Source organism: Mycolicibacterium parafortuitum (assembly GCF_002086815.1).
In the GTDB taxonomy this organism is placed as follows: Bacteria; Actinomycetota; Actinomycetes; order Mycobacteriales; family Mycobacteriaceae; genus Mycobacterium; species Mycobacterium parafortuitum.
The window spans coordinates 196171-218971 of record NZ_MVID01000006.1 but is presented as its reverse complement, the minus strand read 5'-3'; the positions used below and the strand labels follow the sequence as shown (position 1 = coordinate 218971).

Here is a 22801-nt window from a genome sequence, read left to right as displayed (position 1 = left end):
CTTAGGATCGGCGGGTGCCTACTCCAACCATGCGTCCTCCAACCATGCGTCGCGCACTCGCCGCCGCCGTCGGTGCCGCGGGTGTCCTGCTGGCCGCCGTCGTCCCTGCCCAGGCCCAGCCGACGGCGCCGAACTGCACGGCCGCCGACCTGGCCGGCGTCGCCACCGGCGTCTCCGCAGCCACCTCGGCGTATCTGTTCACCCACCCGCCGGTCAACGACTTCTTCACATCCCTGTTCGGCAAGGACCGCGAACAGAAGAAGGCCGAGGTGATCGCGTTCATGGACGCCAACCCGCAGGTCGCGGCCGAACTGCGCGGCATCCGTCAGCCGATGAAGGACTTCCGGCACCGCTGCGGCTACGGCCACGGCCCGCAGCAGGAGCACCGCGAGCCCGGGAGCTGAGCTCAGCGCCGCTGCGGGGCCAGCGCGTCGGCGAGGGTCGCCGGAATCCCCGGCACCCTCCCGAGCGCGTCCATCAGCGTGTGCGCGCACAGGTCGGCGATGAAGTCCGCGTCCAGTGACGTGTCGACCAGACGCTGACGGCACATCTCGAACGTGAATGCCAGCCAGCCGTACACGGCAGCACGCAGATCCCGCTCGACCTTGCCGTCGAGTCCGTCGATGCCTGCGGTGACCCGGTCGATGATGCGGTTGGCCTGCCGGTCGTTGTCGATGTCCTCGATCCCGCGCAACACCGGATCGACCCGGGCCATGCTCATGTAGGCCGCCCACGCGCCGTGCGGGTGCTGCTCGTCGTAGTGCAGGTAGGCGAGCACGCCGGCGCGGACCTGGTCGAACAGCGACTCGCCGGGTACGGCCGGGGTGTTTGTGGCCTCGAAGAGCCGCTCACCCTCGGCGCGCACGACCGCGGCGAAGAACGCCCGCTTGTCCGGGAAGTAGTGATACATCAGCGCCCGGGACACCCCGGCGCGCTCGGCGATCTCGTCGATGCGGACCTCGTCGTACGGCCGCTGCCCGAACACCTCGGCCCCGAGCGCCAGCAGTTCGTTGCGGCGATCGTCGGGGGATAGGCGCCGACGTGCTTCAGCCATGCTGCGCATTATACTCAACACATGTACAACAGTGGCCGCGGGCCTGACGTCGACCTGGCGAGCGCGCGTGTCTGTACGGTAACTCGCCGCGTCGTCCGTGCACTCGCCGCGCCCTCGCCGCGGCTCAGTGTGACCGTAGTGTCCGCTGGTAACGGCGCATCCCGACGATCCAGCGGTCGTAGTCACCGCCTTTGCGTCGGTACATCTCCAGCAGTTCGGCATGCGGCAGCACCAGGAACTGGCCGTCGCGGATCGCGTCGACGGTCACCGTCGCGACATCGGCCGCGCTGATCACCTTCGCCGACTGCTCGATCGACGCGGTGCTGAGCTTCGCCTGCGGCTCGTCGATACCCCGGATCGTCTGCAGCAGAGGGGTTTCCACGCCGAGCGGGCATACGCAGCTGACACCGATGCCGTCGTCGCCGTAGGTGATCGCCAGCCACTCGGCAAAGCCGACCGCGGCATGCTTGCTCACCGCGTATCCGGCGGCGCCCAGCTGGGTGAGTAGTCCGGCCGCCGACGCGACGGAGACGAAGTAGCCGAAACCCCTTGCCTGCCAACCCGGTACCAGCAGCCGCGCCGCCCTGATATGGGCCCGCAGGTTGACGTCGAGGATGACGTCCCAGTCGGATTCCGTTCCGAGGCCGGGCTTTCCGATCACCCCGGCGTTGGCGACGTAGATGTCCACCGGCGTGAACTCGCGCTCGGCGAGCGCGATCAGCGCTTCGATGTCGGCGACGTCCGACGCGTCGGCGCGCAGTGCGGCGGCGGAGCCCCCGGCATCGTGGATCGTCGCGGCCGTCGACTGGGCGCCGGCTTCGTCGAGGTCGCCGACGACGACGCTGACTCCGCGCGATGCGAGCTCGGTCGCGACGGCGGCCCCGATTCCCGATGCCGCGCCGGTGACGACCGCTGTCTTGCCTGCTAGGTCCATGCCCCGAGTCTGCCGTGAGCGTGCGCAAAGTGGCCCGAAAAGACGGCGTGTCGGCCGCAGACTCGCACGCTCGCGACAGGGCGTGGGGGCTCAGCCGAAGTGGACGCCCTGGGCCAGCGGCAACTCGGTCGAGTAGTTCACCGTGTTCGTCGCGCGGCGCATGTAGGCCTTCCACGCATCCGAGCCGGACTCGCGGCCGCCGCCGGTCTCCTTCTCGCCGCCGAACGCGCCGCCGATCTCGGCACCGGACGTCCCGATGTTGACGTTGGCGATGCCGCAGTCCGAGCCGTCGGCGGCCAGGAAACGCTCGGCCTCCCGCATGTCCAGTGTGAAGATCGACGACGAAAGGCCCTGCGGCACCGCATTGTTCAACGCGATCGCCTCGTCGAGGGTCTCATAGGTCAACACGTAGAGGATCGGCGCGAACGTCTCCTGATGTACCACCGCGCTCTGCGACGGCATCCGCACCACCGCGGGCGTCACGTAGAACGCGCCCTCTTCGACCTGTGAGCCGACGTCGACGCGCTCCCCGCCGATCACCTCGCCGCCTTCGGCTTGTGCCTGCTGCAGCGCGCCGACCATGTCCCGGTAGGACGCGGTGTGGATGAGCGGCCCGACCAGCGTGCGCTCGTCGAACGGGTCGCCGACCGGCAGTTGCCGATAGGCCGCGGTGATCCGCGAGACCAGCTCATCGGCGATCGACGAGTGCACGATCAACCGCCGCAGCGTGGTGCACCGCTGGCCGGCGGTGCCGGCCGCCGAGAACACGATGCCGCGCACCGCGAGATCCAGATCCGCCGCGGGCGTCACGATCGCCGCGTTGTTGCCGCCGAGCTCGAGCAGCACCCGGCCGAAGCGGGACGCCACCCGCGGGCCGACCTCACGGCCCATCCGCACCGACCCGGTCGCCGACACCAGCGCGACCCGCGGATCGTCGACCAGCTTCTCGCCGACCTCGCGTTCGCCGAGCACCAACCGGCCGACGGCCGCGGGGGCGCCGACGTCCGTGGCCGCGCGCTCCAGCAGCGCCTGACACGCCAGGGCCGTCAGCGGGGTCAGTTCCGACGGCTTCCACACCACGGTGTCGCCGCACACCAGCGCCACCGCGGTGTTCCACGCCCACACCGCGACCGGGAAGTTGAACGCGGTGATCACGCCGACCACGCCGAGGGGGTGCCAGTTCTCCATCAGCCGGTGGCCGGGCCGCTCGGAGGCGATGGTGCGGCCGTAGAGCTGCCGCGACAGCCCGACCGCGAACTCGCAGATGTCGATCATCTCCTGCACCTCGCCGAGCGCCTCGGAGGTGATCTTGCCGGCCTCGATCGTCACCAACGACGCCAGCGCGGCCTTGTGCTCGACGAGCAGTTGCCCCAGCCGGCCCACCAGCGCTCCGCGCACCGGTGCCGGCGTCACCCGCCACTGCGAGAACGCCTGCGCCGCCTCGCTGATCGCCGCGTCCACCTCCGCAACCGACGACGGCGCGACGGTGAACAGCACATCCCCGGTGATCGGGGTGCTGGCCGCCAGCCCGCCGTCGCCGGGTTCACCCAGCGGGACGGTGGAGCCGACGGCGGCGAGTGCGTCGCGTACCTGCGCGCGCAGCGCGTCGGCGGTGGGCAGTTTGGACAGAACGGTGGTCATGAGCGCGCGACTTTCTCGTAGAGGTCGTAAGGGTCGTGGATGTAGTGGTCGATCTGGCCGGCCATCCAGTCCTGGGAGTAGTCGGTGGTGTCTCCACCTTCCACCGCCGAAGCGTCGGAGTCGAGATTCGAGCGGAAGATCCCGGCCGCCGAGGCCGGCAGGAAATCCTCGTAGACAACGGGTCTGGCCGGGTCGCCGTCGACGTAGTAGCCCAGCCCGGCGGCGGCCATTTCGGCGTCGGTCGCCGGGAAGTGGTCGTGCCACACCGCGGCCGGGTCCGGTGCGGCCATCGCCGCGTCGAACCGGGCCCGTCCGGCGGGGGTGAGCGCCACTCCGCGCTGCTCCACCTCGCCGAAGCGCACCCGCAGCGTGCCGTCCGACACCTGCCCGGTGGGGGAGCGGAACCGTCGAGGTTCGGCGAGCGCCCGAAACGACGTCTGCCGCAACAACACTTGCGGACCGTCAACCCGGGGCGGGCCCTGGATGTGGTCGATCATGGTGATCCCGCGCTCGGTCATCGCACGTTGCAGTTCGTCGATGTCGAGGACGCGGGGGGTCAGATGGTTGATGTGCGTCGACGTCACCCCGGCGATGTCGGCCGCGACCGCTGACACCGCTGAGAGCTCGTCGTACCAGGCCCGGTCGATCGGTTCGCGGGACAGCGCGAACGCCGATACCGCGGCGGCGACGAAGTCCGCGGCCTCGTCGACCGGACATCCGCCCGCGGCGGCGATCCGCCGGGCCGCCGCGATCAGCGCCGGATCGAACAGTTGCCGATCCTCGACGAAGCGCTGGACCCGCCCGCGCAGGTCCGCGCTGAAGAAGCGGTCGTCGGCAGCGGTCAGCATCGAGGTGAACACCCGAAACGGGTTGCGGGCCAGCTCATCCGGTTCGACGGGGCGGAACGCGGTGGACACCACCGGGATCGGGGAGGCGGCCTCGCGCAGATCATAGAAACCGACGGGGGACATACCGAACGCCGAGAACAGCGCGGCGACCTGGGCCAGTTCGGCGGGGCTGCCGACGCGGATGGCGCCGTGCCGTTCGGCGGTCACCCGCTCCAGCGAGCCGAGCCGCAGCTCGCCGGTATGGGCTCGGTTCACCTCGGAGCTGACCTCGACCAGGGTGTGATATGCCGGCACCTCGGCGCCGTACATCTGGGACAGGCCCGCGGCGAATTGTGCGCGTAACTGCCATATTTCGATGCGGCTACTCATCGGCGCTCCGATACAGTTCGGCCATGACAGTTCCGGACGACCCCCAACGCGCGCCCGCCCGCGGGTACGTGCCGCTCGACGAGATCGACCGCGTGCTGGCACGTGAACTCGTCGCCGACGGTCGTGCCACGCTCGCGCACCTGGCGGCGACGGCCGGGCTGTCGGTGTCGGCGGTGCAGACGCGGGTGCGGCGGCTGGAATCGCGGGGCGTGGTCCGGGGATACACGGCGCGCATCGACCCTGAAGCCGTCGGCAGCATGTTGTCCGCGTTCGTCGCGATCACCCCTCTCGACCCCTCTCAACCCGATGATGCCCCCGCGCGGCTGGAACAGATCCCCGAAATCGAGGCGTGCTATTCGGTGGCTGGTGAGGACAACTACATGCTGCTCGTCCACGTCGAGTCGGCGCGGGCGCTGGAACACCTGCTCCAGAAGATCCGTACCGCCGCGAACGTCAAGACGCGCAGCACGATCATCCTACAGAAATTTTACGGCGATAGACGCCATATACCGGACTAATTACTGCACTAGGGCGCTGCGACGGAAAGTTTGCGGGGCGCGGTCGTGATTCGGTGTGGCGGGCCTGTCAGCTCGACGCCTTCTTCGCCGGCGCCTTTTTCGCGGGTGATTTCTTCGCGGGAGCCTTCTTGGCTGCCGCCTTCTTCGCAGGAGCCTTCTTCGCCGCCGCTTTCTTGGCGGGGGCCTTCTTGGCCGGGGCTGAGCTGACCGCGGCCTTCGCCGGGGTCGTCTCGACCGCGGGCGCGCGCGCCGGCCGTTGCTCCTCGCCGGCAGGCTTGTCGCCGAAATGCCGCGAAACCACCGCCTGCCCGACACCGATGGCGGCCGCGACGGGCCACTCGATCGCGCCGAGCGCGACCAGTCCGCCGAGCACGCCGTAGAACGCGAGCTGGTCCGGGGGCGGAACCGTGATTCGCCCGACCAACGGGAGCCGGACCGCGAACCCCTGCGCCTGCTTGACCGCGTCCGAGGCGTCCCGATGGGACGCGGCAAAAGATCGTGCCTTATCGAACATTTCGCACCCCGTTCAACTGAAGGTCTTCGGATTGTCCCACTTCCGGCGCTACCTTTCGGTCGTGTCCGACGTTTCTCGCAGCTCCGGTCCTGAGGCGCTAATCGCCGCCGGGGTCTGGCTGCTGACCCCGCCGATCCGTTCCGTTTACGCCGTCCTCGTCCAGGTCGGCTTCGTCGTCATCGACGACCGCAACTGAGTCCCCGAAGTCGGTGAGGCGTTGCCGCACCGCGTCGGTGGCGTGGCTGAGCAATCCCGGAGCCGCCTTCGACAGAAGCGTCGCCCCGGCCGTGGCGGTGAACGCCTGACCCCATCCGACGGGGCCCACCGGTGTGCAGCCGAACACCTGGCTCAGCCCGGGGATGCTGATGATCCCGGCCAAGGTGGCGAAGGATCCGACTGCGGTGACGACGACCAGCGGGCTGCGCGAGTCGACCAGGGTCTGGGCCAGTTGTGTCGACACCAAGCCGATCAGCGCGACGGTCGACGCGCGTTGGCGGGTTCCGGTCACGCTCGCCATGGCCCAGGCCGCGCTGGCCCCGGCCGTGGTGGCGGCGCCGCGGACGCCGATCGCCCGCCACATGGCGGCCTCGTCGAGATCCACCTCGCCGGTGGTGTCGGTCTGCGGGCTGACGGCCAGTGCCGCGGCCGGCAACGCGTCGGTGAGCATGTTGACCAACAGCATCTGCCGGGCGTTGAGCACCGAACGTCCGGTGAGCACGCTGGTGATGAGGGCGAACGCGATCTCCCCGGTATTGCCGCCCAGCAGCAGCGACACCGCCGACTGGACGCGGCGCCACAACTGTTTTCCTTCGTCGAGGGCGTCGAGCAAGGCCTCGATCCGCCCGTCCAGCAACACCACGTCCGCGGCGGTGCGGGCCGGGTCGCTGCCTCGGGCGGCGACCCCGACGCCGACGCTGGCCGCCCGGATCGCGGCGGCGTCGTTGGCGCCGTCGCCCACCATCGCTGTCACCAACCCGATGCGCTCCAGGGTCTGGACGACGTCGATCTTGTGCTCTGGTGACATCCGGGCGTAGACGATGTGCGTGGACACCGCGTCGGCGCGTTCCTCCGCCGACAGGTTCTCCCATTCGGTGCCGGTCATCACTTGCTCGGCGGTGACGTCGAGGCCGAGCTCGCCGGCGATCACCGTTGCGGTCAGCGGATGGTCGCCGGTGATCAGCCGGACCCCGATGCCGCGGCGGCCGAGCTCCGTGAGGACGCGGCGAGCGCTCTCGCGGGCGGTGTCGGCCAGCCCGAGCAGACCGATGAGGGTCAGCTCGGTCCGGCACAGCTCTTCGAAGGCCGCGGCATCGGCGGTCGCGGCCGCCGCCTGCTGCGGGGTGAGGTGGCGTTCGGCGACGGCGATGACCCGCAGCCCCTTGGCGGCCATCGCGTCGATGGCGGCGACCACCGGCCCGTTGGCGCGGGTCAGTGCGGATGCGAGCACCTCGGGGGCGCCCTTGATGGTGAGCCTCGTGCCGACGATCGCGGCCGCGAACGGCCGGCCCGCCTGAAAGGGCAGGAACGCGTCGCGCTCGACCGCTGTGGTGTGCGCGCCGTCCTCGTCCGGATGGACGGCGCGGCGGATCGCGTCGTCGGTGGCGTGGTGGGCGCGATGGCCGGGCCGGACGAAGATCGTGCTCAGTGCGGCCTCGAGTGTCTGCTCCTCGGAGAAGTCGTCCACCGGCGAGACCGCCTTGACGCGCAATCTGTTCTCGCTGAGTGTTCCGGTCTTGTCGAAGCACACCACGTCGAGGCGGGCCAGCGCTTCGATGGAGTTCGCGTTGCGCACCAGCACCGACTCGCTGGTGAGCCGCCGGGCCGCGGCCAACTGGGCCAGCGTGGCGACCAGTGGCAAGCCTTCTGGCACGGCAGCCACGGTCAACGCCACCGCGCTGGCGATCGCTTCCCGCACCGGTGTGCCGCGGGCCAGGCTGAGCAGTCCCACGAGCGCGCCGCTGCCGACGCTGAAGGGCAGCGCGCGCTTGGTGAGTCGGCTCAGCTGGCGCTGCAACCCGACCTCGCGGGACATCTCCGGGGCCATCGCCAACGCACGGCGCATCTCGGTCCGCGGCCCGACGGTGGTGACCACTGCGATCGCGGTGCCGGCCACCAGGGTGGTGCCCTCGTAGAGCATGCACGCCCGTTCGGCCAGCGGCGCGCCCGGCGTGGGATCGACCTGTTTGGGCACCGGCAGGGATTCGCCGGTCAGCGTCGATTCGTCGACCTCGACGTTGGCGGCCTCGACCAGACGCGCATCGGCGGGAACGACCTCGTCGGAGTGGACCTCGATGACGTCGCCGGGGCGGAGCCGGTTCGCGGCGACCTTCTCAGTTGCGCCGTCGCCGGACGGGCCGATCCGGCGTCGCGCGAGGGGCTCCTCGACGGCCATCAGCCGCCGCAGAATCCGCTCGGCGTGCAACTGCTGCTCGGCCGACAGCGCGGCGTTGGCCAGCAGCACGCCACCGACCAGCACGGCGTCCAGCGGTGAACCGAGCAGCGCGCTGGCCACCGCGCCGGTGGCCAGCAGCGGCGTGATCGGGTCAGCCAGATTCGCCCGCATCTCGGCGACGAAGTCGCGCGTCACATGCCACGTCCACGCGCCGGCGTTCCCGAGCGCGCGAACCGGGAGAATATCGATCAAACCGGTTGCGGGGGAAGGCAGTTCGTCCGGCGGGCGCGGTAGCAGGCGCTGCACCTCCGCGACCGGCATGGCGTGCCAGTCGTGCGTCGCGTCCGGTTCCGGCGGCGGATCCCGGAATACCTTGCTGCCCGTGGTGAACCCCGACCACAGTGCCGCGACCACGCCGACGCTCACCGATTCCGGACCGCTGCCCGGAACGCCGGGGACCAGCATCAGCGCGCCGAGTGCGGTCGCGGACACCGAAAGCCGGACCCCCTTGGCGCTGACGGCACGTGCGGCAGGCAGGGAATGCAGGATGCGCCAGATGGACAGCAGGTCGGGCACGAACACGTCGGCGCCCCACGGCGGCGCGGATCCGGGTCGTTCCAACCCGATCGTCAGATCCGTGTCCTGGTTCGCCGACATGTCGGCGGTCGTCACCAGCGCGACGGTGGCTCCGTCGGACTTCAACCCGGCGACCGCCGCGGCGAGAGCGTCATCGATCGAGCCGTTCACGGGGTAGAGCCGATCGAAACCCTGGGCCAGCGAGCGCAGGCCGTCGTCGGCGACCGAGACCACCCGCGGTTTGGTGCGCCGTGCCTCGGCCACCACGGCACTGGCGAAAGGATCACGGACCGGGCTTACCAAGGCTCTACCCGTCCTGCCCGCGCCCGGAATGGTGGAGAGCTTGTGCCAGCCGGCGCTCAGGCCACCGTCGTCCAGTGCGGCGCGCACCGCCGACCAGGCCTGGGTGCGTCGCGAATTATCCACTCCGACAATGCGGCTCACCATCAGCTCGCCGGTGTGGAGCACCCGGGGATCGATGACGATCGCGTCGAGCCGGTCCAGGTGCCGAAGTGCTCGCGAGCGGACGACGACGGCGTCGTGCCGGCCGGTCAGCCCGCGGGTCATCGCTGCGCCGAAGGCCTCACCGGCCGCGCGCGACGGTTTGGGCGCGGTCACCAGCGCGGCGCTGCCCGCGATCGTGGGGTTGCGGGTCAGCGCGCCGATGACCGCCGCCGCGGCCAGGCCCACCTCCCCGATACGAGCCGAATAGCGTTCTGCCGGACCATATTCCCATTCCAGGGTGCCGCGGTCGGGGAGACCGCCGTCGGGGGGATGGGCGGCCAGCCGCGGCTCATGGCGGCGCCAGGCCAGCCGGGCATCCCAGGCCTCGGCGCAGAGCAGCGTGCGGGTCGCGGCTTCGGCGGCCGCGGTCGTCGGCGAGGCGGTCAACGCCGAGGCCGCGGAATTGAGCAGGCTCAACAACAGATCTGTGCTGTCGCGGCCGAGTCGGCGTTCGAGCTGCCGGCGTAGCTGCGGGACGTTGGCGGCCATCGTCGGCACCACCGACAACAGTTCGGGACCTCTCGGAACGTGCAGGGCGTTTCCGGTCAGCGACAGGCCGAATCCGACCGCGGCGGCCAGCGCGCCCAGCGTGCGTGCCACCAGGAGCGCGTCGTCGCCGGGCAGTGTCAGAGGCCGGTGCCGGTCGCCGCAGGGCGCGGTCCGGGCACGTCGTTCCGCGGCGGCCACCACATTGGACAGATCCTCGGCCGGTCCCTCCGGCTCGGTGGTGACGATGATGCGCGCCACCGACCGGTTGATGTCGGCGTGCTTGACCCCGTCGACGGCCAGCACCGAGTCGAGGACCTCGTCGGCGATCGCGTCGGCGTCGGGGCCGGACAGGCCGCAGATCTCGATCCAGTGGTGCGAGTTGAGCCGACTCGAGCGCTTGGCCGGGTGGCCGCCGAGGGCCTCGACGGTGATCGCAGCCGCCGCCTGGACCGCCTCGGGGGCGACGGCCGCGGCATCCTGGACGAGGCCGGCGGCGGAGCGCACGGTCGAGGCTGCGCCCGCGGCGGCGTCGGTGACCAGGGTGGCGGCCGAGCCCGCGATGGTGCGGCCGGTGCCGACGGCGGCATTGCCGGCCAAAAGGGCAGCGCCGGTTGCCAATTGTGCTGCCCGCAATGAGGACCGGAGCAGCCCCATCACGACCGCCCCGCCATCGCGCTTCGCGTCATCTCGACCACCCCACCGTAAGACCAGATCACCGGTGATCGCCGGAAAGGCCGAGAAGTTTCGGATCGCTGCCGGGTTGGTCTGGCTCCAGGAGTTCGATAGTAGGCGCGCAAAACGGACGGTGACGGCGTCTTGAGCAGCCAGGTGACGGTTCAGGCAGTAAAAATACGGTCAGCGACGCTGCGAAGCGTAAATAATCCGTTAGGATCTCCATATGACCGCTACTATTCCGTCAATGGGCGTCTCGGGCTCCGCGCTGACCCCGGCCGACGTGCGCTCAGTGCTGGCGCGCAGCATCCTGGCCGACGGCCTTGACCTCGTCCTCGATCTGGAGCGGTCGCGCGGCTCGTCCCTCGTCGACGCCCGCACCGGCCGGTCGTACCTGGACATGTTCACGTTCTTCGCGTCCTCCGCGCTCGGTATGAACCATCCCGCGCTGGCCGACGACGACGCGTTCCGTGCCGAACTCGCCACGGCGGCACTGAACAAGCCCAGCAACTCCGACGTCTACACGGTCCCGATGGCCCGCTTCGTCGCGACCTTCGCCCGCGTCCTCGGCGATCCGGCGCTGCCGCACCTGTTCTTCGTCGACGGCGGCGCGCTGGCGGTCGAGAACGCCCTCAAGGTCGCCTTCGACTGGAAGAGCCGGTTCAACGAGGCCAACGGACGCGACCCGAAGCTGGGCGCCAAGGTGCTGCACCTGAAGGGCGCTTTTCACGGCCGCAGCGGATACACGATGTCGCTGACCAACACCGACCCGAACAAGGTCGCCCGGTTCCCGAAGTTCGACTGGCCGCGCATCGACGCGCCGTACCTGCGTGCCGGCGCCGATATCGAAGCGCTGGAAGCGGACTCGCTGCGCCAGGCGCGTGCGGCGTTCGAGGCCGACCCTCACGACATCGCGTGCTTCATCGCCGAACCGATCCAGGGTGAGGGTGGGGACCGGCACATGCGGCCTGAGTTCTTCGCCGCGATGCGGCAGCTGTGCGACGAGTTCGACGCGCTGCTGATCTTCGACGAGGTCCAGACCGGCTGCGGGATCACCGGAACCCCTTGGGCCTACCAGCAATTGGGGGTCCGGCCCGACGTGGTCGCGTTCGGCAAGAAGACCCAGGTGTGCGGTGTGATGGCCGGCAGCCGCGTCGACGAGATCGACGACAACGTCTTCCACGTCAGCTCGCGGATCAACTCCACCTGGGGCGGCAACCTGACCGACATGGTCCGCGCCCGCCGCATCCTCGAGGTCATCGAGGCCGACGGACTTCTCGGCAACGCCGCCGCGCGCGGACGGCATCTGCTCGACGGACTCGATGCGCTGGCCGCCGAATTCCCTGCGCTGGTGCGTGACGTCCGCGGCCGTGGCCTGATGTGCGCGTTCAGCATGCCGACTTCGGGTCAGCGCGACGAACTGCTGGCGCGTTTGTGGGACCGTGGCGTCATCATGCTCGGGTGCGGCACCGACAGTGTGCGGTTCCGTCCCGCGCTGACGGTCAGCGACGACGAGATCGACCGTGCGCTGGCCGCGGTGCGCGCCGTGCTCACGTCGACGGCCGGGTGAGCCTGCGGATCGTCGACGCCAACCGTGGCAGCTCCGCGCCGCTGACCAGCACGCACCCGTGCCGCTCGGCGAGCTTGCGCGCCGCCGGCGTGAACTCGTGGTTGGTGACCACCATCGTCTGCGTGCAGTCCTGCATCGGTGCGCCCGCCACGACTTCCTGCACCGCCCCCGCGCCGACCGGCCGGGACAGCCGCTTGCACTGCACGGCCAGCCGGTTGGGGCGGTGGCCGACGATCAGGTCGACACCCCAGTCGCCGGACAGCGACGTCATGATCACCGGCACCCCACACGTCCGGGCTATCCGCGCGACGTAGTCCTCGAACTCCGTCCCCGACATCGCCGAGTTCTCGGGCCGCTCGCGTTCCGCCGGGGTGGCCGCCCCGGTGACGACCGCCTTGACGAACTTCGGGCCGGCGATCACGACCATCGGGGCCAGCAACCCGGAGAGCACGGTCAGCACCCAGCCGCCGCCGGCCAGCCAGCTGGTGGCGGCCGCGGCGATCGACAGGGCCGCATAGAGCCGCCACCTCAGCGTTGTCACGGCCGCATCGTAAACGGCGATAACGACATCACAGGTTTATCACGATCGGGCCACGGGAACTCCCCGCAAACCCAGAACGGAGACCGAGATGGCCGACCTTTCGCAGCACACCCGCGGACTGCGCCGCGGCGCCGTACTCGGCGAGGCCGGGGTCCGCGACGCGATCCGCACCGGGCTCGGTGTGGCCGTGACGGGTCTGGTCTTCCTGTTCGTCGCCGACATGTGGAACAGCACGTGCACCGGATCGCTTGCCCAGGCACTCGGCTGCGGCGCCGCCGCGCAGGCGACGCTGGCGCTGGGCGCGCCGGCGATCATGCTCGCCGGCGCACTGTGGTCACTGGTGCGCGGCTTCCGGATGCGCGCCGAGCGGGCCTGGCAGGCGGCCGCGCTCGCCCTGCTGGTGCTGGCGCTGGTGTGCACCGTTTTGAGTCTTCCGTCGCTGCCCGGGCGGTAGCACACTGAAGGGGTAGTTCTAAGGAGTTACCCATGAAGGGTCCCAACGATCCTGTGGACCACGTGCGCACCACGCGTCCGCACGCCGGGGAATCGATGAAAGACAACAAGATCATGCCCGCGCTGGTGGTGATCGGGTTGTCGATGGTCAGTTTCGTCGCGATGCTGTCGGCGTTCGCGACCTCCCACAACGACTCCGGAATCCTGCTGGGCGGTATCGCCCTCGCCGGATTCCTGGTCGGGGGAGCGTGGCTGATGGTCGAGCACCATCGGGTCCGCCGCCTCGAACAGCGCTGGTATGCCGAGCATCCCGGCGCCTGGCCGCAACGGCCCAACAGCTGACCGGGCCGAGATTGCACTCAGGGTTGTGGGACCGGCGCTATCCACAGCCCTGACGTCAATCTCGGCGTGCGGCTGCCGAATATGTCGGCGTCGGGGCCGAGCATCGCCGCATGCGACGAGTGTTCGTGGGCAGCGAAGCGTTGGCGGCCGGTGCGCTGACGCGCTCGGCGCTGCGATGGAACTACCGCCGGATTTTCCCCGACATCTATGCACCCGCCAACGCGGAGATGTCGGTGCCCGATCTCGCTCTCGCGGCGTCGATGTGGACCGGCGGCCGAGGCATCATCGCCGGCGCGGCGGCATCGGCGTTACACGGCGCGCGCTGGGTCCCGACATCGGTGCCGATCGAGATCATCTGGCGCAACGGCCGCCCTCCGCCCGGCATCGTCGTGCGCAACGAGCGCATCGACGACAACGAAATCTGCGACATCGGCGGGCTGTTGGTGACGACGCCGGAGCGGACGGCACTCGACCTGGCCCGGCACCTCCCGCGCAACCAGGCGGTGGCCCGGCTGGATGCCCTCGCGAACGCCGTCGACCTCAAGTCCGTGAACGTGCTGGCGCTGGCGGGGCGTTACCCGGCCGCGCGCAACATCCGCCGCGCGGCCACGGCGCTGAATCTGATGGACGGCGGCGCGGCGTCGCCTCGAGAAACCTGGCTGCGGCTGTTGTTGGTCGACGAGTGGCTGGACCCGGTCAGTACGCAGATCGTGGTGACCGACGGTCGGCGGACAGCGCATGTGGATCTCGGCTATGACGAGCCGATGATCGGCCTGGAGTACGAGGGCGCGCACCACAGCGAGGACCGCGGAACGTACGTCTACGACATCGGCCGAGGCGAGTTCGTCGAGCGACAGGGGTGGATCGTGCTCAAGGTGGTCAAGGAGCACTCGGCGGAGTTCATCAAGTCTAGGGTCCGAGAGGCGCTCGCGCGTCGCGGTTACGCGCCGAGATTGCGGCCACGGCCGCGGAAACGCCGTCGGGCACGACCGTGAGCGCAATTTCGGGGCGCCCCGCCCAAACGAAAGGGCCCGGCCGGTCACCCGGTCGGGCCCTTTCGCGGAGCCGACGATTACTGGTTGGCTTCCTGGCGCTTCTCCGCGGCCTTGGCGCCGGCGCGCGCCGACTCGGCCTCGGCTTCCTTCTGGGCGACCTCGCGCTGTGCGTCGGCCTTGTCCTGCTGGGCCTTGCCCTCCTGGACCATGTCGTCACGTCCGGCGACGGTGCCGATGGTTTCCTTGGCCTTGCCCTTGACGTCCTCGACGACGCCCTTGATGCCCTCTTCGGGTCCGCTGTTCTTGTCGCTCATGGTGTGCCTTTCGTTCGTGGGTGACCGGGGCCGGTGCGCGCCCCTCTGGAGTCACTCCGAGGCTTCCCGGGCGTTCCGGCGGCTAAACGGGTGACCCGTGTCTCAACGAACCTCATTCAGCAGCAACGGTTTTGCCGGATTAGTCGCGAGCGCGCCGGGGTAAGTGGCTGTCATGCCGAACGCACGCATGGTTTGGCTGTCACCGACCGACGGGTATGGGAGCGCCACCATGAACTCAACCGCATCACTGCATCATCGGCGCCAGCATCAGAAACGCGCCCGCATAGATGGCCACTCCGATCAGGATGATCACCGCCAGTACGGTGCCGACGATCACCAGGATGCGGCGCAGGGGTTTGGCATTCTGGTCCATCCGCACCGGATACCCGGTGCCGGATGGCCGCTAACCGATGCGCTGGTGAACGCCCGGAGCGCCCATGGATAACGGCGCTTCAGCCTGGGGTAATCTCGCTGGCAAGTTTCCGGGAGGTCAGATGGCCGATGTTGCGAGCCACAGCAATGGACAGCGTCTCAGCCCGCAATCGGTAGAACTCCGAGTTGCGGCGGCGCTGGAGAATCTGGCGGTGCTGCGCACACTGGTCGCCGCGATCGGCACCTTCGAGGACCTCGATTTCGACGCCGTCGCCGACCTCCGGCTGGCTGTCGACGAGGCGTGTACGCGGCTGATCCGCTCGGCGGTGCCGAACTCGACGCTGCTGGTTGTCGTCGATCCGCAGCCCGACGCGCTGGTGGTGCACGCGTCGACGACCTGCGACAGCACCGACATCCTGGCCCCGGGCAGCTTCAGCTGGCATGTGCTGAGTTCGCTGACCGACGAGGTCACCACGTTCAACGACGGGCAGGTGGACGACGCCGAGGTATTCGGCATCTCGATGACGACGAGGCGAGCGAGTTCGTTGCAGTGACCCGGCCGTCGCCCAAGGGTTCATCACCGCGGTCGAACTCTGAGTACTCCGACGTTGCCGACATGTTCCGAGAGTTGGCCCAACTCGAGGAAGGCTCGGCACAGTTTCAGCGTCAGCGTGACCGCATCGTCGAGCGCTGCCTGCCGCTCGCCGATCACATCGCCCGCCGCTTCGACGGACGCGGTGAGCCGCGCGACGACCTGGTCCAGGTGGCCCGCGTCGGTCTGGTCAACGCCGTCATCCGCTTCGACGTCAACGCCGGCTCGGACTTCGTGTCCTTCGCGGTGCCGACGATCATGGGTGAGGTCCGTAGGCACTTCCGCGACAACAGCTGGTCGGTCAAGGTGCCGCGGCGCCTCAAGGAACTGCATCTGCGGCTCGGCGCCGCGACGGCAGAACTGAGCCAACGCCTGGGCCGCGCCCCGACCGCGACCGAGCTGGCCGCCGAGCTGGAGATGGACCGCGACGAGGTCATCGAAGGCCTGGTCGCCGGCAGCTCGTACAACACGCTGTCGATCGACAGCGGCGGCGGCAGCGGCAACGAGGAAGCCCCCGCGATCGCCGACACCCTCGGCGACGTCGACCTGACGCTCGATCAGATCGAGAACCGTGAGGCGCTGCGCCCGCTGCTGGCGGCGCTGCCGGAGCGGGAGCGGACGGTGCTGGTGCTGCGCTTCTTCGAGTCGATGACGCAGACCCAGATCGCCGAACGCGTCGGCATCTCGCAGATGCACGTGTCGCGGCTGCTCGCGAAGTCGCTAGCGCGGCTCCGTGACCAGCTGGAATGACTGACGCGGCGCGTCGTGCACGGCCACCAGCGCGGTCGGCACGTCGGGGCTCACCGGTAGCGCCGCATCCGGATCGCACAGCCGCAGCACCCGGGTGACGGCCCGGCCGGGCACCAGGACCCAGCGGATGTCCTCGCCTGCGCACCGCACGTTCAGGGTGTGCAGCGCCGAGAACCCGGCGGTGGAGAAGAAGGACAGACCCGAGAAGTCGACGACGAGCCATCGGGTGGTGTCGGAATGGCGCAGCGCGTAATCGACGAACGGATGGCCGTTGGCGGCATCGAGTTCGCCGCGCCCGGCGACGACGGCGGTGTCAGGTTGCGGCCAGTCGGTGCCGAAGAACGCGGTGCGGCACACGAAGCGCTCCGGCGGGGCCGGGGGATGTTCTGGGACGTGAGGCACGGTGACTCCGATCGAGAGTGCGAGATTCGTGCTGCGGTGTCACGTCAAGGGTGGCCCTGGATTCTCACAGCGGGTCGATGACGTTTCCAGAAGGCTGTTGCGCTCAACCCTGTGTCGAACCCTACGCCCGGGTGGCGGTTATCGACAACGATTGTGAGAGGTTGTTAACAAACGCTCAGCATCATCGGCACCCGATAGGGAGGCAAAAGGACTGTGTCGCAGCGATATACGGCCACCGGAGTCGTTCTCGCCGCGGGTGCGGGGACCCGGTTCGGGATGCCGAAGGTGCTCGCCGAGGGCGGGGAGTGGCTGCGGCGCAGCGTCGCGGCGCTGTCCGACGGCGGGTGCGACGAGGTCGTGGTGGTGCTCGGCGCGGCGATCGTCGAGGTGCCCGCGCCGGCCCGCGCCGTGGTCGCCGAGGACTGGAGTGACGGCCTCAGCGCCTCCGTGCGCGCCGGCATCCGGGCTGCCGAGGGTGCGGATTTCGTCGTCCTGACGACGGTGGACACCCCGGATGTCGGAGCCGCCGCGGTGCGGCGCGTGCTGGACGCCGCGCGTGCCTCGGCGTCCGGACTGGCCCGGGCGCGCTACGACGGACGGCCCGGCCACCCGGTCGTCATCGCCCGCGCCCACCTGCCGCAGCTGCTCGACACCCTTGCCGGCGACGACGGCGCCGGACCGTTCCTGCGGGCCCGCGACGACGTCGTCGCCGTCGAGTGCGGGGACCTGGGTACCGGGCGCGACATCGACAGCCGCTGACTGTCCCCCGATCAGGGGACAGCAGATTCCCCCGGTCGAGTGGCTGATCGCCCGACAGACGGGGCGGCGCCGGTGCGCGAGAGTTATCCCATCGCCGGAACACACCGGCACCGGCCAAGACTCTCGGAGGCTCGACATGACCCGTTTAAGCCGCTTCTTCGCCACCCCGCTGCTGTCCGCCGCGATCTTCGGCGCGACCCTCGGGATGGCCGGCACCGCCGCCGCGGCCACCGGGATCAACGAGAGCAACATGGCTCCGGACACGCATTCGCGCGTCTACTACCAGATGCTCACCGAATCCCGGGACGGCTTCTAGCGGCCGGCTTCCCAACTCCGGCTGCATGGGGGCAGGGGGATCTGACGCCGTCAAAAAAGGTGCGGCGTACCCCTGGCCCGCAGCCGTAGGCCCGCCCCGGTCGGAGTCCCGACCTCCGCCCGGGGCGGGTCGTGTCACGTCTGGTCGAGGATCGCGGCGGCGAACCGCCGCACCGCCTCGGCGCCGGTATGTGCGGCATCCTCCTGGCCGGGCCGGGTGCGGGTCGCGACCTCGCCGGTGGCCGGGGTCAGCGTGACCTCGGCCAGCAGTTCGCCGGTCGTCGGCTCGCACACCGCCCACGAATAGACCTCATCGGAATCCCATTGCGCGCCACGGCGATCGACGTGGTCGGCGCGATGTTCACCGAGATCGGCGAGCGCGGGCCGGTCGTCGACGCGGTCGTCGGCACGCAGGGCACGCAGGTACCACGCGCCGGCATTGATCTCGACGGGCTCCACGGATTCAGCCTCCCCACGAATGACGAACGGGGCGCCACAACGCGGTGGCGCCCCGTTCGTTCGAGCAATACCTATTCGGCGTCTTTGAGCTCCGCGATCACGGTGCCCTGGGTGATCGCCGCGCCGGCCTCCACGGCCAGGCCGGTGACCACGCCGTCCTTGTGGGCGGTGACCGGGTTCTCCATCTTCATGGCTTCGAGCACCACCACCAGGTCGCCGGCCGACACGGTCTGGCCTTCTTCGACCGCGACCTTGACGACGGTGCCCTGCATCGGTGCGGTCACGGCGTCGCCGGACGCGGCCGCCCCGCCGCCGCCGCCACGCTTGCGCGGCTTGGGCTTCTTGCGCAGCGCGCCGTGCGCGGCGCCGCCACCGCCGTTGCCGATGGCGAGATCGCCGGGCAGCGAGACCTCGAGGCGACGGCCGCCGACCTCGACCACGACGGTCTGGCGGGGGATGGTGTCTTCCTCGTCGATCGGGTCACCGCCGGTGAACGGCTCGACGGTGTTGTTCCACTCGGTCTCGATCCAGCGGGTGTGGACGTCGAACTTGGTGCCGTCGCCGATGAACGCGGGGTCGGACACCACCGCGCGGTGGAACGGGATGACGGTGGCCAGGCCCTCGACGGTGAACTCCTCCAGCGCGCGCCGCGACCGGGCCAGCGCCTCGTCGCGGGTGGCGCCGGTGACGATCAGCTTGGCCAGCATCGAGTCGAACTGGCCGCCGATGACCGAGCCGCTCTCCACGCCGGAGTCCATGCGCACGCCCGGGCCGGTCGGGGCGACGAACTTGGTCACCGGGCCGGGGGCGGGCAGGAAGCCGCGGCCGGCGTCCTCGCCGTTGATGCGGAACTCGAACGAGTGACCGCGCGGGGTCGGATCCTCGGTGATGTCGAGGGGCTCGCCGTTGGCGATCTTGAACTGCTGCAGCACCAGGTCGATCCCGGAGGTCTCCTCGGTGACCGGGTGCTCGACCTGCAGGCGGGTGTTGACCTCGAGGAAGCTGATCAGGCCGTCCTGGCCGACCAGGTACTCGACGGTGCCGGCGCCGTAGTAGCCGGCCTCCTTGCAGATCCGCTTGGCGGACTCGTGGATCTCTTTGCGCTGCGCGTCGGTCAGGAACGGGGCGGGGGCTTCCTCGACGAGCTTCTGGAAGCGGCGCTGCAGCGAGCAGTCGCGGGTGCCCGCGACGACGACGTTGCCGTGCGTGTCGGCGATGACCTGGGCCTCGACGTGGCGCGGCTTGTCGAGGTAACGCTCGACGAAGCACTCGCCGCGCCCGAAGGCCGCGACGGCCTCGCGGGTGGCCGAGTCGAACAGCTCGGGGATCTCTTCGAGGGTGCGGGCCACCTTCATGCCGCGGCCGCCGCCGCCGAACGCGGCCTTGATGGCGATCGGCAGGCCGTGCTCCTTGGCGAAGGCCAGGATCTCGTCGGCGTCCTTGACCGGATCCGGGGTGCCGGGCACCAGCGGCGCGTTGGCCCGGGCGGCGATGTGGCGTGCGGTGACCTTGTCGCCGAGGTCGCGGATCGACTGCGGGCTGGGGCCGATCCAGATCAGCCCGGCGTCGAGGACGGCCTGGGCGAAGTCGGCGTTCTCGCTCAAGAAGCCGTAGCCGGGGTGGATCGCGTTGGCGCCGGACTTCGCCGCGGCGTCGAGCAGCTTCTCGAACACCAGGTACGACTCGGCGGACGTCTGGCCGCCGAGCGCGAACGCCTCGTCGGCGAGACGGACGTGAGGTGCGTCGGCGTCGGGCTCGGCGTACACCGCCACGCTCGTAAGCCCGGCGTCCTTGGCAGCGCGGATCACTCGGACGGCGATTTCTCCACGGTTGGCGACGAGCACCTTGGAGATCTTCGAGCTGGCGTGACTGGCCACTGCGCCTCCTGTTGGCATGTTCTTTAAGAGATTCGTAAAAGAAGATATCTCGGGCAGTTTAAGGAACCCAATTCGACTCCCCGCGAGCCGGTCCCTTACCCGCCGGTAATAAAAGTGCCCCCGCACGCGTACTCTGGATTGAGAGTTTGTTCAATCCATCAAGTGTGAGTGCGTGAGTATGCAGGGATTCCTCGCGGGCGGTGAGCGGCCGCTGTACGAGATCAAGGCCAACCTCTTCAAGGCGCTGGCGCATCCGGCCCGGATCAGGGTGCTGGAGATTCTGTCGGTCGCCGACGGCCCGGCCCCGGTCAGCGACATCCTGGAGCAGACCGGGCTGGAGGCGACGCTGCTGTCGCAGCATCTGGCGGTCCTCAAGCGGCACCGGGTCGTGGAGGCCCAGCGGGTGGGCAACGCGGTGTATTACCAACTCGCCCATCCGAAGATCTCCGAGTTGCTGGTGATCGCGCGGGCGTTCCTGGCTGACACGCTGGCCGCCAGCAGAGAGCAGATCGACGCGCTGTCGTCGCTACCGCCGGTGGCCGGATCGTGAACATCGCGTCGTTGATGCCCCGGCGCGCCGACTACGCCGAGGTGCCGCGCAGCTGGCGCCGCGACGTGCTGGCCGGGGTGACGGTCGGGGTGGTGGCGCTGCCGCTGGCGTTGGCGTTCGGGATCAGCTCGGGAACCGGCGCGGCCGCCGGGTTGATCACCGCGGTGGTGGCCGGTCTGGTCGCCGCGGTCTTCGGTGGGTCGCATGTCCAGGTGTCTGGTCCGACGGGTGCGATGGCGGTGGTGCTGGCGCCGATCGTCGCGCAGTACGGACTGCCGAGCCTGGCGCTGGTGACGGTGCTCGCCGGGGTGATCGTGGTGGCGGCAGGCGTCGCGGGTCTGGGCCGGGCGGTGACGTTCATCCCGTGGCCGGTGATCGAGGGCTTCACCCTCGGGATCGCCGCGATCATCCTCCTGCAGCAGATCCCGGCCGCCCTCGGGCAGCCGACGCCGCACGGGCAGCGGCCGCTGGCTGCGGCGTGGCAGTCGCTGCGCGCGATCGAGTGGTCGGCGGCCGCGCCGGCGCTGGCGATCGTGGCGCTGGTGGTGGTCCTGATGGTCGGCCTGCCGCGGTTGCACCGCGCGATCCCGGCGTCGCTGGTCGCGGTCGTGGCCGCGACCGGGGTGGCGATCGCGTTCTCGATGACGGTCGCGCGTATCGGGGAGCTGCCCGCACATCTGCCCGCGCCGGTGCTGCCGCACACGGATCTGGCCGCGTTGCGCGCGCTCTCGGGTGCGGCGTTGGCGATCGCGGCGCTGGCGGCGATCGAATCGCTGTTGTCCGCGCGGGTCGCGGCGACGATGTCGCGCACCGGCAGCTACGACCCGAACCGGGAGTTGGTGGGGCAGGGGCTGGCGTCGGTGGCCTCGGGGCTGTTCGGCGGCATGCCGGCCACCGGGGCGATCGCGCGCACCGCGGTCAACGTGCGTTCCGGTGCCCGCACCCGGCTGTCGGCGATCGTGCACTCGCTGGTGCTGCTCGGGGTGGTCTATCTGGCCAGCGGACCGGTCGCGGCGATCCCGCTGGCGTCGCTGGCGGCGGTGCTGATGGTGACGTCGGTGCGGATGGTTTCGGCGCGCACGGTGATGCGGATCGTGACGTCGACGCGTTCGGACGCGGTGACGTTCGTGGTCACGGCGTCGATCACCATCGTGTTCGATTTGATCGAGGCGGTCGAGATCGGTGTCATCGTGGCCGCGGTGTTCGCGTTGCGGGCGCTGGCCCGGCGCAGCAGCGTCACCCGCGAGGAGCTTCCGGGCCCGCCGTGCCCGGGTGACGACCGGATCGTGCTGCTGCGGCTCGACGGTGCGATGTTCTTCGGTGCCGCCGAACGCATTTCATCGGCGATCGTCGACGAGCATCACCGCGATGTGGCGGTGGTGATCATCCGGATGTCCCAGCTGGGCATGCTCGATGCCACGGGCGCCAACACGCTGGCCGAGATCGTCGAGGATCTCGAGTCCCGGGGCATCACCGTGATCATCAAGGGCGTGCAGCCCGAACATCGGGCGCTGCTGGACAACGTCGGCGTCATCGACGCGTTGCGCCACGAGAACCACTTGTTGGATTCGCTCGACGATGCGATCGCGCACGCCCGCAGCCATGTCCGCCAAGAGGCGGGCTAAGAGGGGAGCCGGCGTCAGCTCACCAGCGACCCATGCCGGGTCCGCCGGACCAGCTGGGCCGGAAGCCGCGGGCGCGGGTGCCGTCGATGCGTCCGGGGACCGCGATCATCGAGTCACGGATCTCGCCCTGGGCGTGCAGCGCGTCATCGGCGCCACGGACCTCGCCGAACGTCGCGTCCTTGGACACGGTGCCCTGGCCGCTGTTGACGGTCCGGTTGGGGCTGATCCTGTCTGCCGACGCGGTGCCGGCCGAGAGCACCAGCAGCGCCGTCGGTGCGGCCAGTACCGCGCTCCATGCGGCGATCTTGCGCGCCCGATCCCAACCCGTAGTCGTCATCCGTCACCCCTTCTGGGCATCCCCACCGGGAATGCGC

General features: G+C 69.9%; 25 protein-coding genes. 12 read left to right on the top strand and 13 right to left on the bottom strand.

From position 1 onward, the window contains the following. Positions 1-44 precede the first annotated feature (44 nt). A complete protein-coding gene (locus BST38_RS10335; RefSeq protein WP_110781715.1) occupies positions 45-404 on the top strand; it encodes a heme-binding protein in 360 nt (119 codons plus the stop codon). A 2-nt stretch (positions 405-406) separates the two neighbouring features. Here the strand turns inward: BST38_RS10335 and BST38_RS10330 are convergent, their stop codons facing one another. The 4 genes from BST38_RS10330 to hglS all read right to left on the bottom strand — a co-directional run bounded on the left by BST38_RS10330 (position 407) and on the right by hglS (position 4846). Beyond that, positions 407-1054, bottom strand: a complete 648-nt coding sequence (locus tag BST38_RS10330; RefSeq protein ID WP_083143216.1) for a TetR/AcrR family transcriptional regulator — start codon at positions 1052-1054, stop codon at positions 407-409. Between the two features lie 124 nt (positions 1055-1178). Continuing rightward, entirely contained in the window at positions 1179-1988 is an 810-nt protein-coding gene (locus tag BST38_RS10325; protein ID WP_083143179.1) for an SDR family NAD(P)-dependent oxidoreductase, read from the bottom strand. Positions 1989-2078: 90 nt separating this feature from the next. Then, positions 2079-3629: an L-piperidine-6-carboxylate dehydrogenase gene (gene amaB / locus BST38_RS10320; protein WP_083143178.1), complete on the bottom strand. Its 1551-nt coding sequence runs from the start codon at positions 3627-3629 to the stop codon at positions 2079-2081. Beyond that, positions 3626-4846 (bottom strand): 2-oxoadipate dioxygenase/decarboxylase, encoded by a 1221-nt coding sequence (gene hglS, locus BST38_RS10315; protein WP_083143177.1) that lies wholly within the window; start codon positions 4844-4846, stop codon positions 3626-3628. The genes amaB and hglS overlap by 4 nt, the downstream gene beginning before the upstream one ends. A gap of 23 nt (positions 4847-4869) precedes the next feature. Here hglS and BST38_RS10310 point away from each other — a divergent pair, with 23 nt between their 5' ends. After that, positions 4870-5364, top strand: coding sequence for an Lrp/AsnC family transcriptional regulator (locus tag BST38_RS10310; RefSeq protein WP_083143176.1), 495 nt, complete (start codon positions 4870-4872; stop codon positions 5362-5364). Between the two features lie 67 nt (positions 5365-5431). Here the strand turns inward: BST38_RS10310 and BST38_RS28995 are convergent, their stop codons facing one another. Both BST38_RS28995 and BST38_RS10300 read right to left on the bottom strand, forming a co-directional pair. Then, on the bottom strand, positions 5432-5878 hold the full coding sequence (locus BST38_RS28995; RefSeq protein ID WP_110781714.1) for a hypothetical protein: 447 nt from the start codon (positions 5876-5878) through the stop codon (positions 5432-5434). A gap of 97 nt (positions 5879-5975) precedes the next feature. After that, positions 5976-10379 carry a cation-translocating P-type ATPase gene (locus BST38_RS10300; RefSeq protein WP_083143215.1) on the bottom strand — a complete coding sequence of 1468 codons (4404 nt, stop codon included), beginning with the start codon at positions 10377-10379 and terminating at the stop codon, positions 5976-5978. Positions 10380-10758: 379 nt separating this feature from the next. Here BST38_RS10300 and lat point away from each other — a divergent pair, with 379 nt between their 5' ends. Continuing rightward, positions 10759-12081, top strand: a complete 1323-nt coding sequence (lat, locus tag BST38_RS10295; protein ID WP_237160732.1) for an L-lysine 6-transaminase — start codon at positions 10759-10761, stop codon at positions 12079-12081. Here lat and BST38_RS10290 read toward each other — a convergent pair. Further along, on the bottom strand, positions 12062-12622 hold the full coding sequence (locus tag BST38_RS10290) for a restriction endonuclease (protein WP_083143174.1): 561 nt from the start codon (positions 12620-12622) through the stop codon (positions 12062-12064). The genes lat and BST38_RS10290 overlap by 20 nt on opposite strands. Before the next feature lie 88 nt (positions 12623-12710). On the opposite strand from BST38_RS10290, the gene BST38_RS10285 reads away from it, so the two are divergent. The 3 genes from BST38_RS10285 (at position 12711) to BST38_RS10275 (ending at position 14412) form a co-directional block, all read left to right on the top strand. Next, on the top strand, positions 12711-13076 hold the full coding sequence (locus tag BST38_RS10285; RefSeq protein ID WP_083143173.1) for a hypothetical protein: 366 nt from the start codon (positions 12711-12713) through the stop codon (positions 13074-13076). Between the two features lie 32 nt (positions 13077-13108). Further along, entirely contained in the window at positions 13109-13417 is a 309-nt protein-coding gene (usfY, locus tag BST38_RS10280; RefSeq protein ID WP_083143172.1) for a protein UsfY, read from the top strand. A gap of 110 nt (positions 13418-13527) precedes the next feature. After that, positions 13528-14412 (top strand): type IV toxin-antitoxin system AbiEi family antitoxin, encoded by an 885-nt coding sequence (locus tag BST38_RS10275; protein ID WP_083143171.1) that lies wholly within the window; start codon positions 13528-13530, stop codon positions 14410-14412. A 77-nt stretch (positions 14413-14489) separates the two neighbouring features. Here BST38_RS10275 and mbp1 read toward each other — a convergent pair whose 3' ends face one another. Both mbp1 and BST38_RS29765 read right to left on the bottom strand, forming a co-directional pair. After that, entirely contained in the window at positions 14490-14726 is a 237-nt protein-coding gene (gene mbp1, locus BST38_RS10270; RefSeq protein WP_083143170.1) for a microaggregate-binding protein 1, read from the bottom strand. A 244-nt stretch (positions 14727-14970) separates the two neighbouring features. Beyond that, positions 14971-15099 (bottom strand): hypothetical protein, encoded by a 129-nt coding sequence (locus tag BST38_RS29765; RefSeq protein WP_272818844.1) that lies wholly within the window; start codon positions 15097-15099, stop codon positions 14971-14973. A gap of 121 nt (positions 15100-15220) precedes the next feature. Here BST38_RS29765 and BST38_RS10265 point away from each other — a divergent pair, with 121 nt between their 5' ends. Together BST38_RS10265 and BST38_RS10260 are read left to right on the top strand one after the other, a co-directional pair. Continuing rightward, positions 15221-15652 carry an ATP-binding protein gene (locus tag BST38_RS10265; protein ID WP_083143169.1) on the top strand — a complete coding sequence of 144 codons (432 nt, stop codon included), beginning with the start codon at positions 15221-15223 and terminating at the stop codon, positions 15650-15652. A gap of 62 nt (positions 15653-15714) precedes the next feature. After that, positions 15715-16440: an RNA polymerase sigma factor SigF gene (locus BST38_RS10260; RefSeq protein WP_237160731.1), complete on the top strand. Its 726-nt coding sequence runs from the start codon at positions 15715-15717 to the stop codon at positions 16438-16440. On the opposite strand, the gene BST38_RS10255 is transcribed toward BST38_RS10260, so the two are convergent. Further along, a complete protein-coding gene (locus BST38_RS10255; protein WP_083143167.1) occupies positions 16411-16842 on the bottom strand; it encodes an STAS domain-containing protein in 432 nt (143 codons plus the stop codon). The genes BST38_RS10260 and BST38_RS10255 overlap by 30 nt on opposite strands. A 213-nt stretch (positions 16843-17055) precedes the next feature. Between BST38_RS10255 and BST38_RS10250 the strand changes: the two genes are divergently transcribed. Continuing rightward, positions 17056-17601 carry a nucleotidyltransferase family protein gene (locus BST38_RS10250; RefSeq protein WP_083143166.1) on the top strand — a complete coding sequence of 182 codons (546 nt, stop codon included), beginning with the start codon at positions 17056-17058 and terminating at the stop codon, positions 17599-17601. 136 nt (positions 17602-17737) lie between these two features. Further along, positions 17738-17917 carry a hypothetical protein gene (locus BST38_RS10245; protein ID WP_083143165.1) on the top strand — a complete coding sequence of 60 codons (180 nt, stop codon included), beginning with the start codon at positions 17738-17740 and terminating at the stop codon, positions 17915-17917. A 134-nt stretch (positions 17918-18051) separates the two neighbouring features. On the opposite strand, the gene BST38_RS10240 is transcribed toward BST38_RS10245, so the two are convergent. Both BST38_RS10240 and BST38_RS10235 read right to left on the bottom strand, forming a co-directional pair. Next, the gene (locus tag BST38_RS10240) at positions 18052-18375 is read right to left on the bottom strand and encodes a hypothetical protein (RefSeq protein WP_083143164.1); all 324 of its coding nucleotides are present in this window, start codon (positions 18373-18375) and stop codon (positions 18052-18054) included. 71 nt (positions 18376-18446) lie between these two features. Further along, positions 18447-20252, bottom strand: a complete 1806-nt coding sequence (locus tag BST38_RS10235; protein WP_083143163.1) for an acetyl/propionyl/methylcrotonyl-CoA carboxylase subunit alpha — start codon at positions 20250-20252, stop codon at positions 18447-18449. A gap of 178 nt (positions 20253-20430) precedes the next feature. Between BST38_RS10235 and BST38_RS10230 the strand changes: the two genes are divergently transcribed. Together BST38_RS10230 and BST38_RS10225 are read left to right on the top strand one after the other, a co-directional pair. Beyond that, positions 20431-20802 carry an ArsR/SmtB family transcription factor gene (locus BST38_RS10230; protein ID WP_083143162.1) on the top strand — a complete coding sequence of 124 codons (372 nt, stop codon included), beginning with the start codon at positions 20431-20433 and terminating at the stop codon, positions 20800-20802. A 14-nt stretch (positions 20803-20816) separates the two neighbouring features. Next, positions 20817-22427: a SulP family inorganic anion transporter gene (locus BST38_RS10225; RefSeq protein ID WP_083143214.1), complete on the top strand. Its 1611-nt coding sequence runs from the start codon at positions 20817-20819 to the stop codon at positions 22425-22427. 19 nt (positions 22428-22446) lie between these two features. Here the strand turns inward: BST38_RS10225 and BST38_RS10220 are convergent, their stop codons facing one another. After that, complete coding sequence (locus BST38_RS10220; RefSeq protein WP_083143161.1) at positions 22447-22764, bottom strand: hypothetical protein; 318 nt, start codon at positions 22762-22764, stop codon at positions 22447-22449. Between the last annotated feature and the right edge of the window lie 37 nt (positions 22765-22801).

Bases quoted from the DNA above. Each gene is read 5' to 3' on its own strand.
- BST38_RS10335 (WP_110781715.1), top strand. From the start codon at position 45: ATGCGTCGCGCACTCGCCGCCGCCGTCGGTGCCGCGGGTGTCCTGCTG.
- BST38_RS10330 (WP_083143216.1), bottom strand. From the start codon at position 1,054: ATGGCTGAAGCACGTCGGCGCCTATCCCCCGACGATCGCCGCAACGAA.
- BST38_RS10325 (WP_083143179.1), bottom strand. From the start codon at position 1,988: ATGGACCTAGCAGGCAAGACAGCGGTCGTCACCGGCGCGGCATCGGGA.
- amaB (WP_083143178.1), bottom strand. From the start codon at position 3,629: ATGACCACCGTTCTGTCCAAACTGCCCACCGCCGACGCGCTGCGCGCG.
- hglS (WP_083143177.1), bottom strand. From the start codon at position 4,846: ATGAGTAGCCGCATCGAAATATGGCAGTTACGCGCACAATTCGCCGCG.
- BST38_RS10310 (WP_083143176.1), top strand. From the start codon at position 4,870: ATGACAGTTCCGGACGACCCCCAACGCGCGCCCGCCCGCGGGTACGTG.
- BST38_RS28995 (WP_110781714.1), bottom strand. From the start codon at position 5,878: ATGTTCGATAAGGCACGATCTTTTGCCGCGTCCCATCGGGACGCCTCG.
- lat (WP_237160732.1), top strand. From the start codon at position 10,759: ATGGGCGTCTCGGGCTCCGCGCTGACCCCGGCCGACGTGCGCTCAGTG.
- BST38_RS10285 (WP_083143173.1), top strand. From the start codon at position 12,711: ATGGCCGACCTTTCGCAGCACACCCGCGGACTGCGCCGCGGCGCCGTA.
- usfY (WP_083143172.1), top strand. From the start codon at position 13,109: ATGAAGGGTCCCAACGATCCTGTGGACCACGTGCGCACCACGCGTCCG.
- BST38_RS10275 (WP_083143171.1), top strand. From the start codon at position 13,528: ATGCGACGAGTGTTCGTGGGCAGCGAAGCGTTGGCGGCCGGTGCGCTG.
- mbp1 (WP_083143170.1), bottom strand. From the start codon at position 14,726: ATGAGCGACAAGAACAGCGGACCCGAAGAGGGCATCAAGGGCGTCGTC.
- BST38_RS29765 (WP_272818844.1), bottom strand. From the start codon at position 15,099: ATGGACCAGAATGCCAAACCCCTGCGCCGCATCCTGGTGATCGTCGGC.
- BST38_RS10265 (WP_083143169.1), top strand. From the start codon at position 15,221: ATGGCCGATGTTGCGAGCCACAGCAATGGACAGCGTCTCAGCCCGCAA.
- BST38_RS10260 (WP_237160731.1), top strand. From the start codon at position 15,715: ATGTTCCGAGAGTTGGCCCAACTCGAGGAAGGCTCGGCACAGTTTCAG.
- BST38_RS10245 (WP_083143165.1), top strand. From the start codon at position 17,738: ATGACCCGTTTAAGCCGCTTCTTCGCCACCCCGCTGCTGTCCGCCGCG.
- BST38_RS10230 (WP_083143162.1), top strand. From the start codon at position 20,431: ATGCAGGGATTCCTCGCGGGCGGTGAGCGGCCGCTGTACGAGATCAAG.
- BST38_RS10225 (WP_083143214.1), top strand. From the start codon at position 20,817: ATGCCCCGGCGCGCCGACTACGCCGAGGTGCCGCGCAGCTGGCGCCGC.
- BST38_RS10220 (WP_083143161.1), bottom strand. From the start codon at position 22,764: ATGACGACTACGGGTTGGGATCGGGCGCGCAAGATCGCCGCATGGAGC.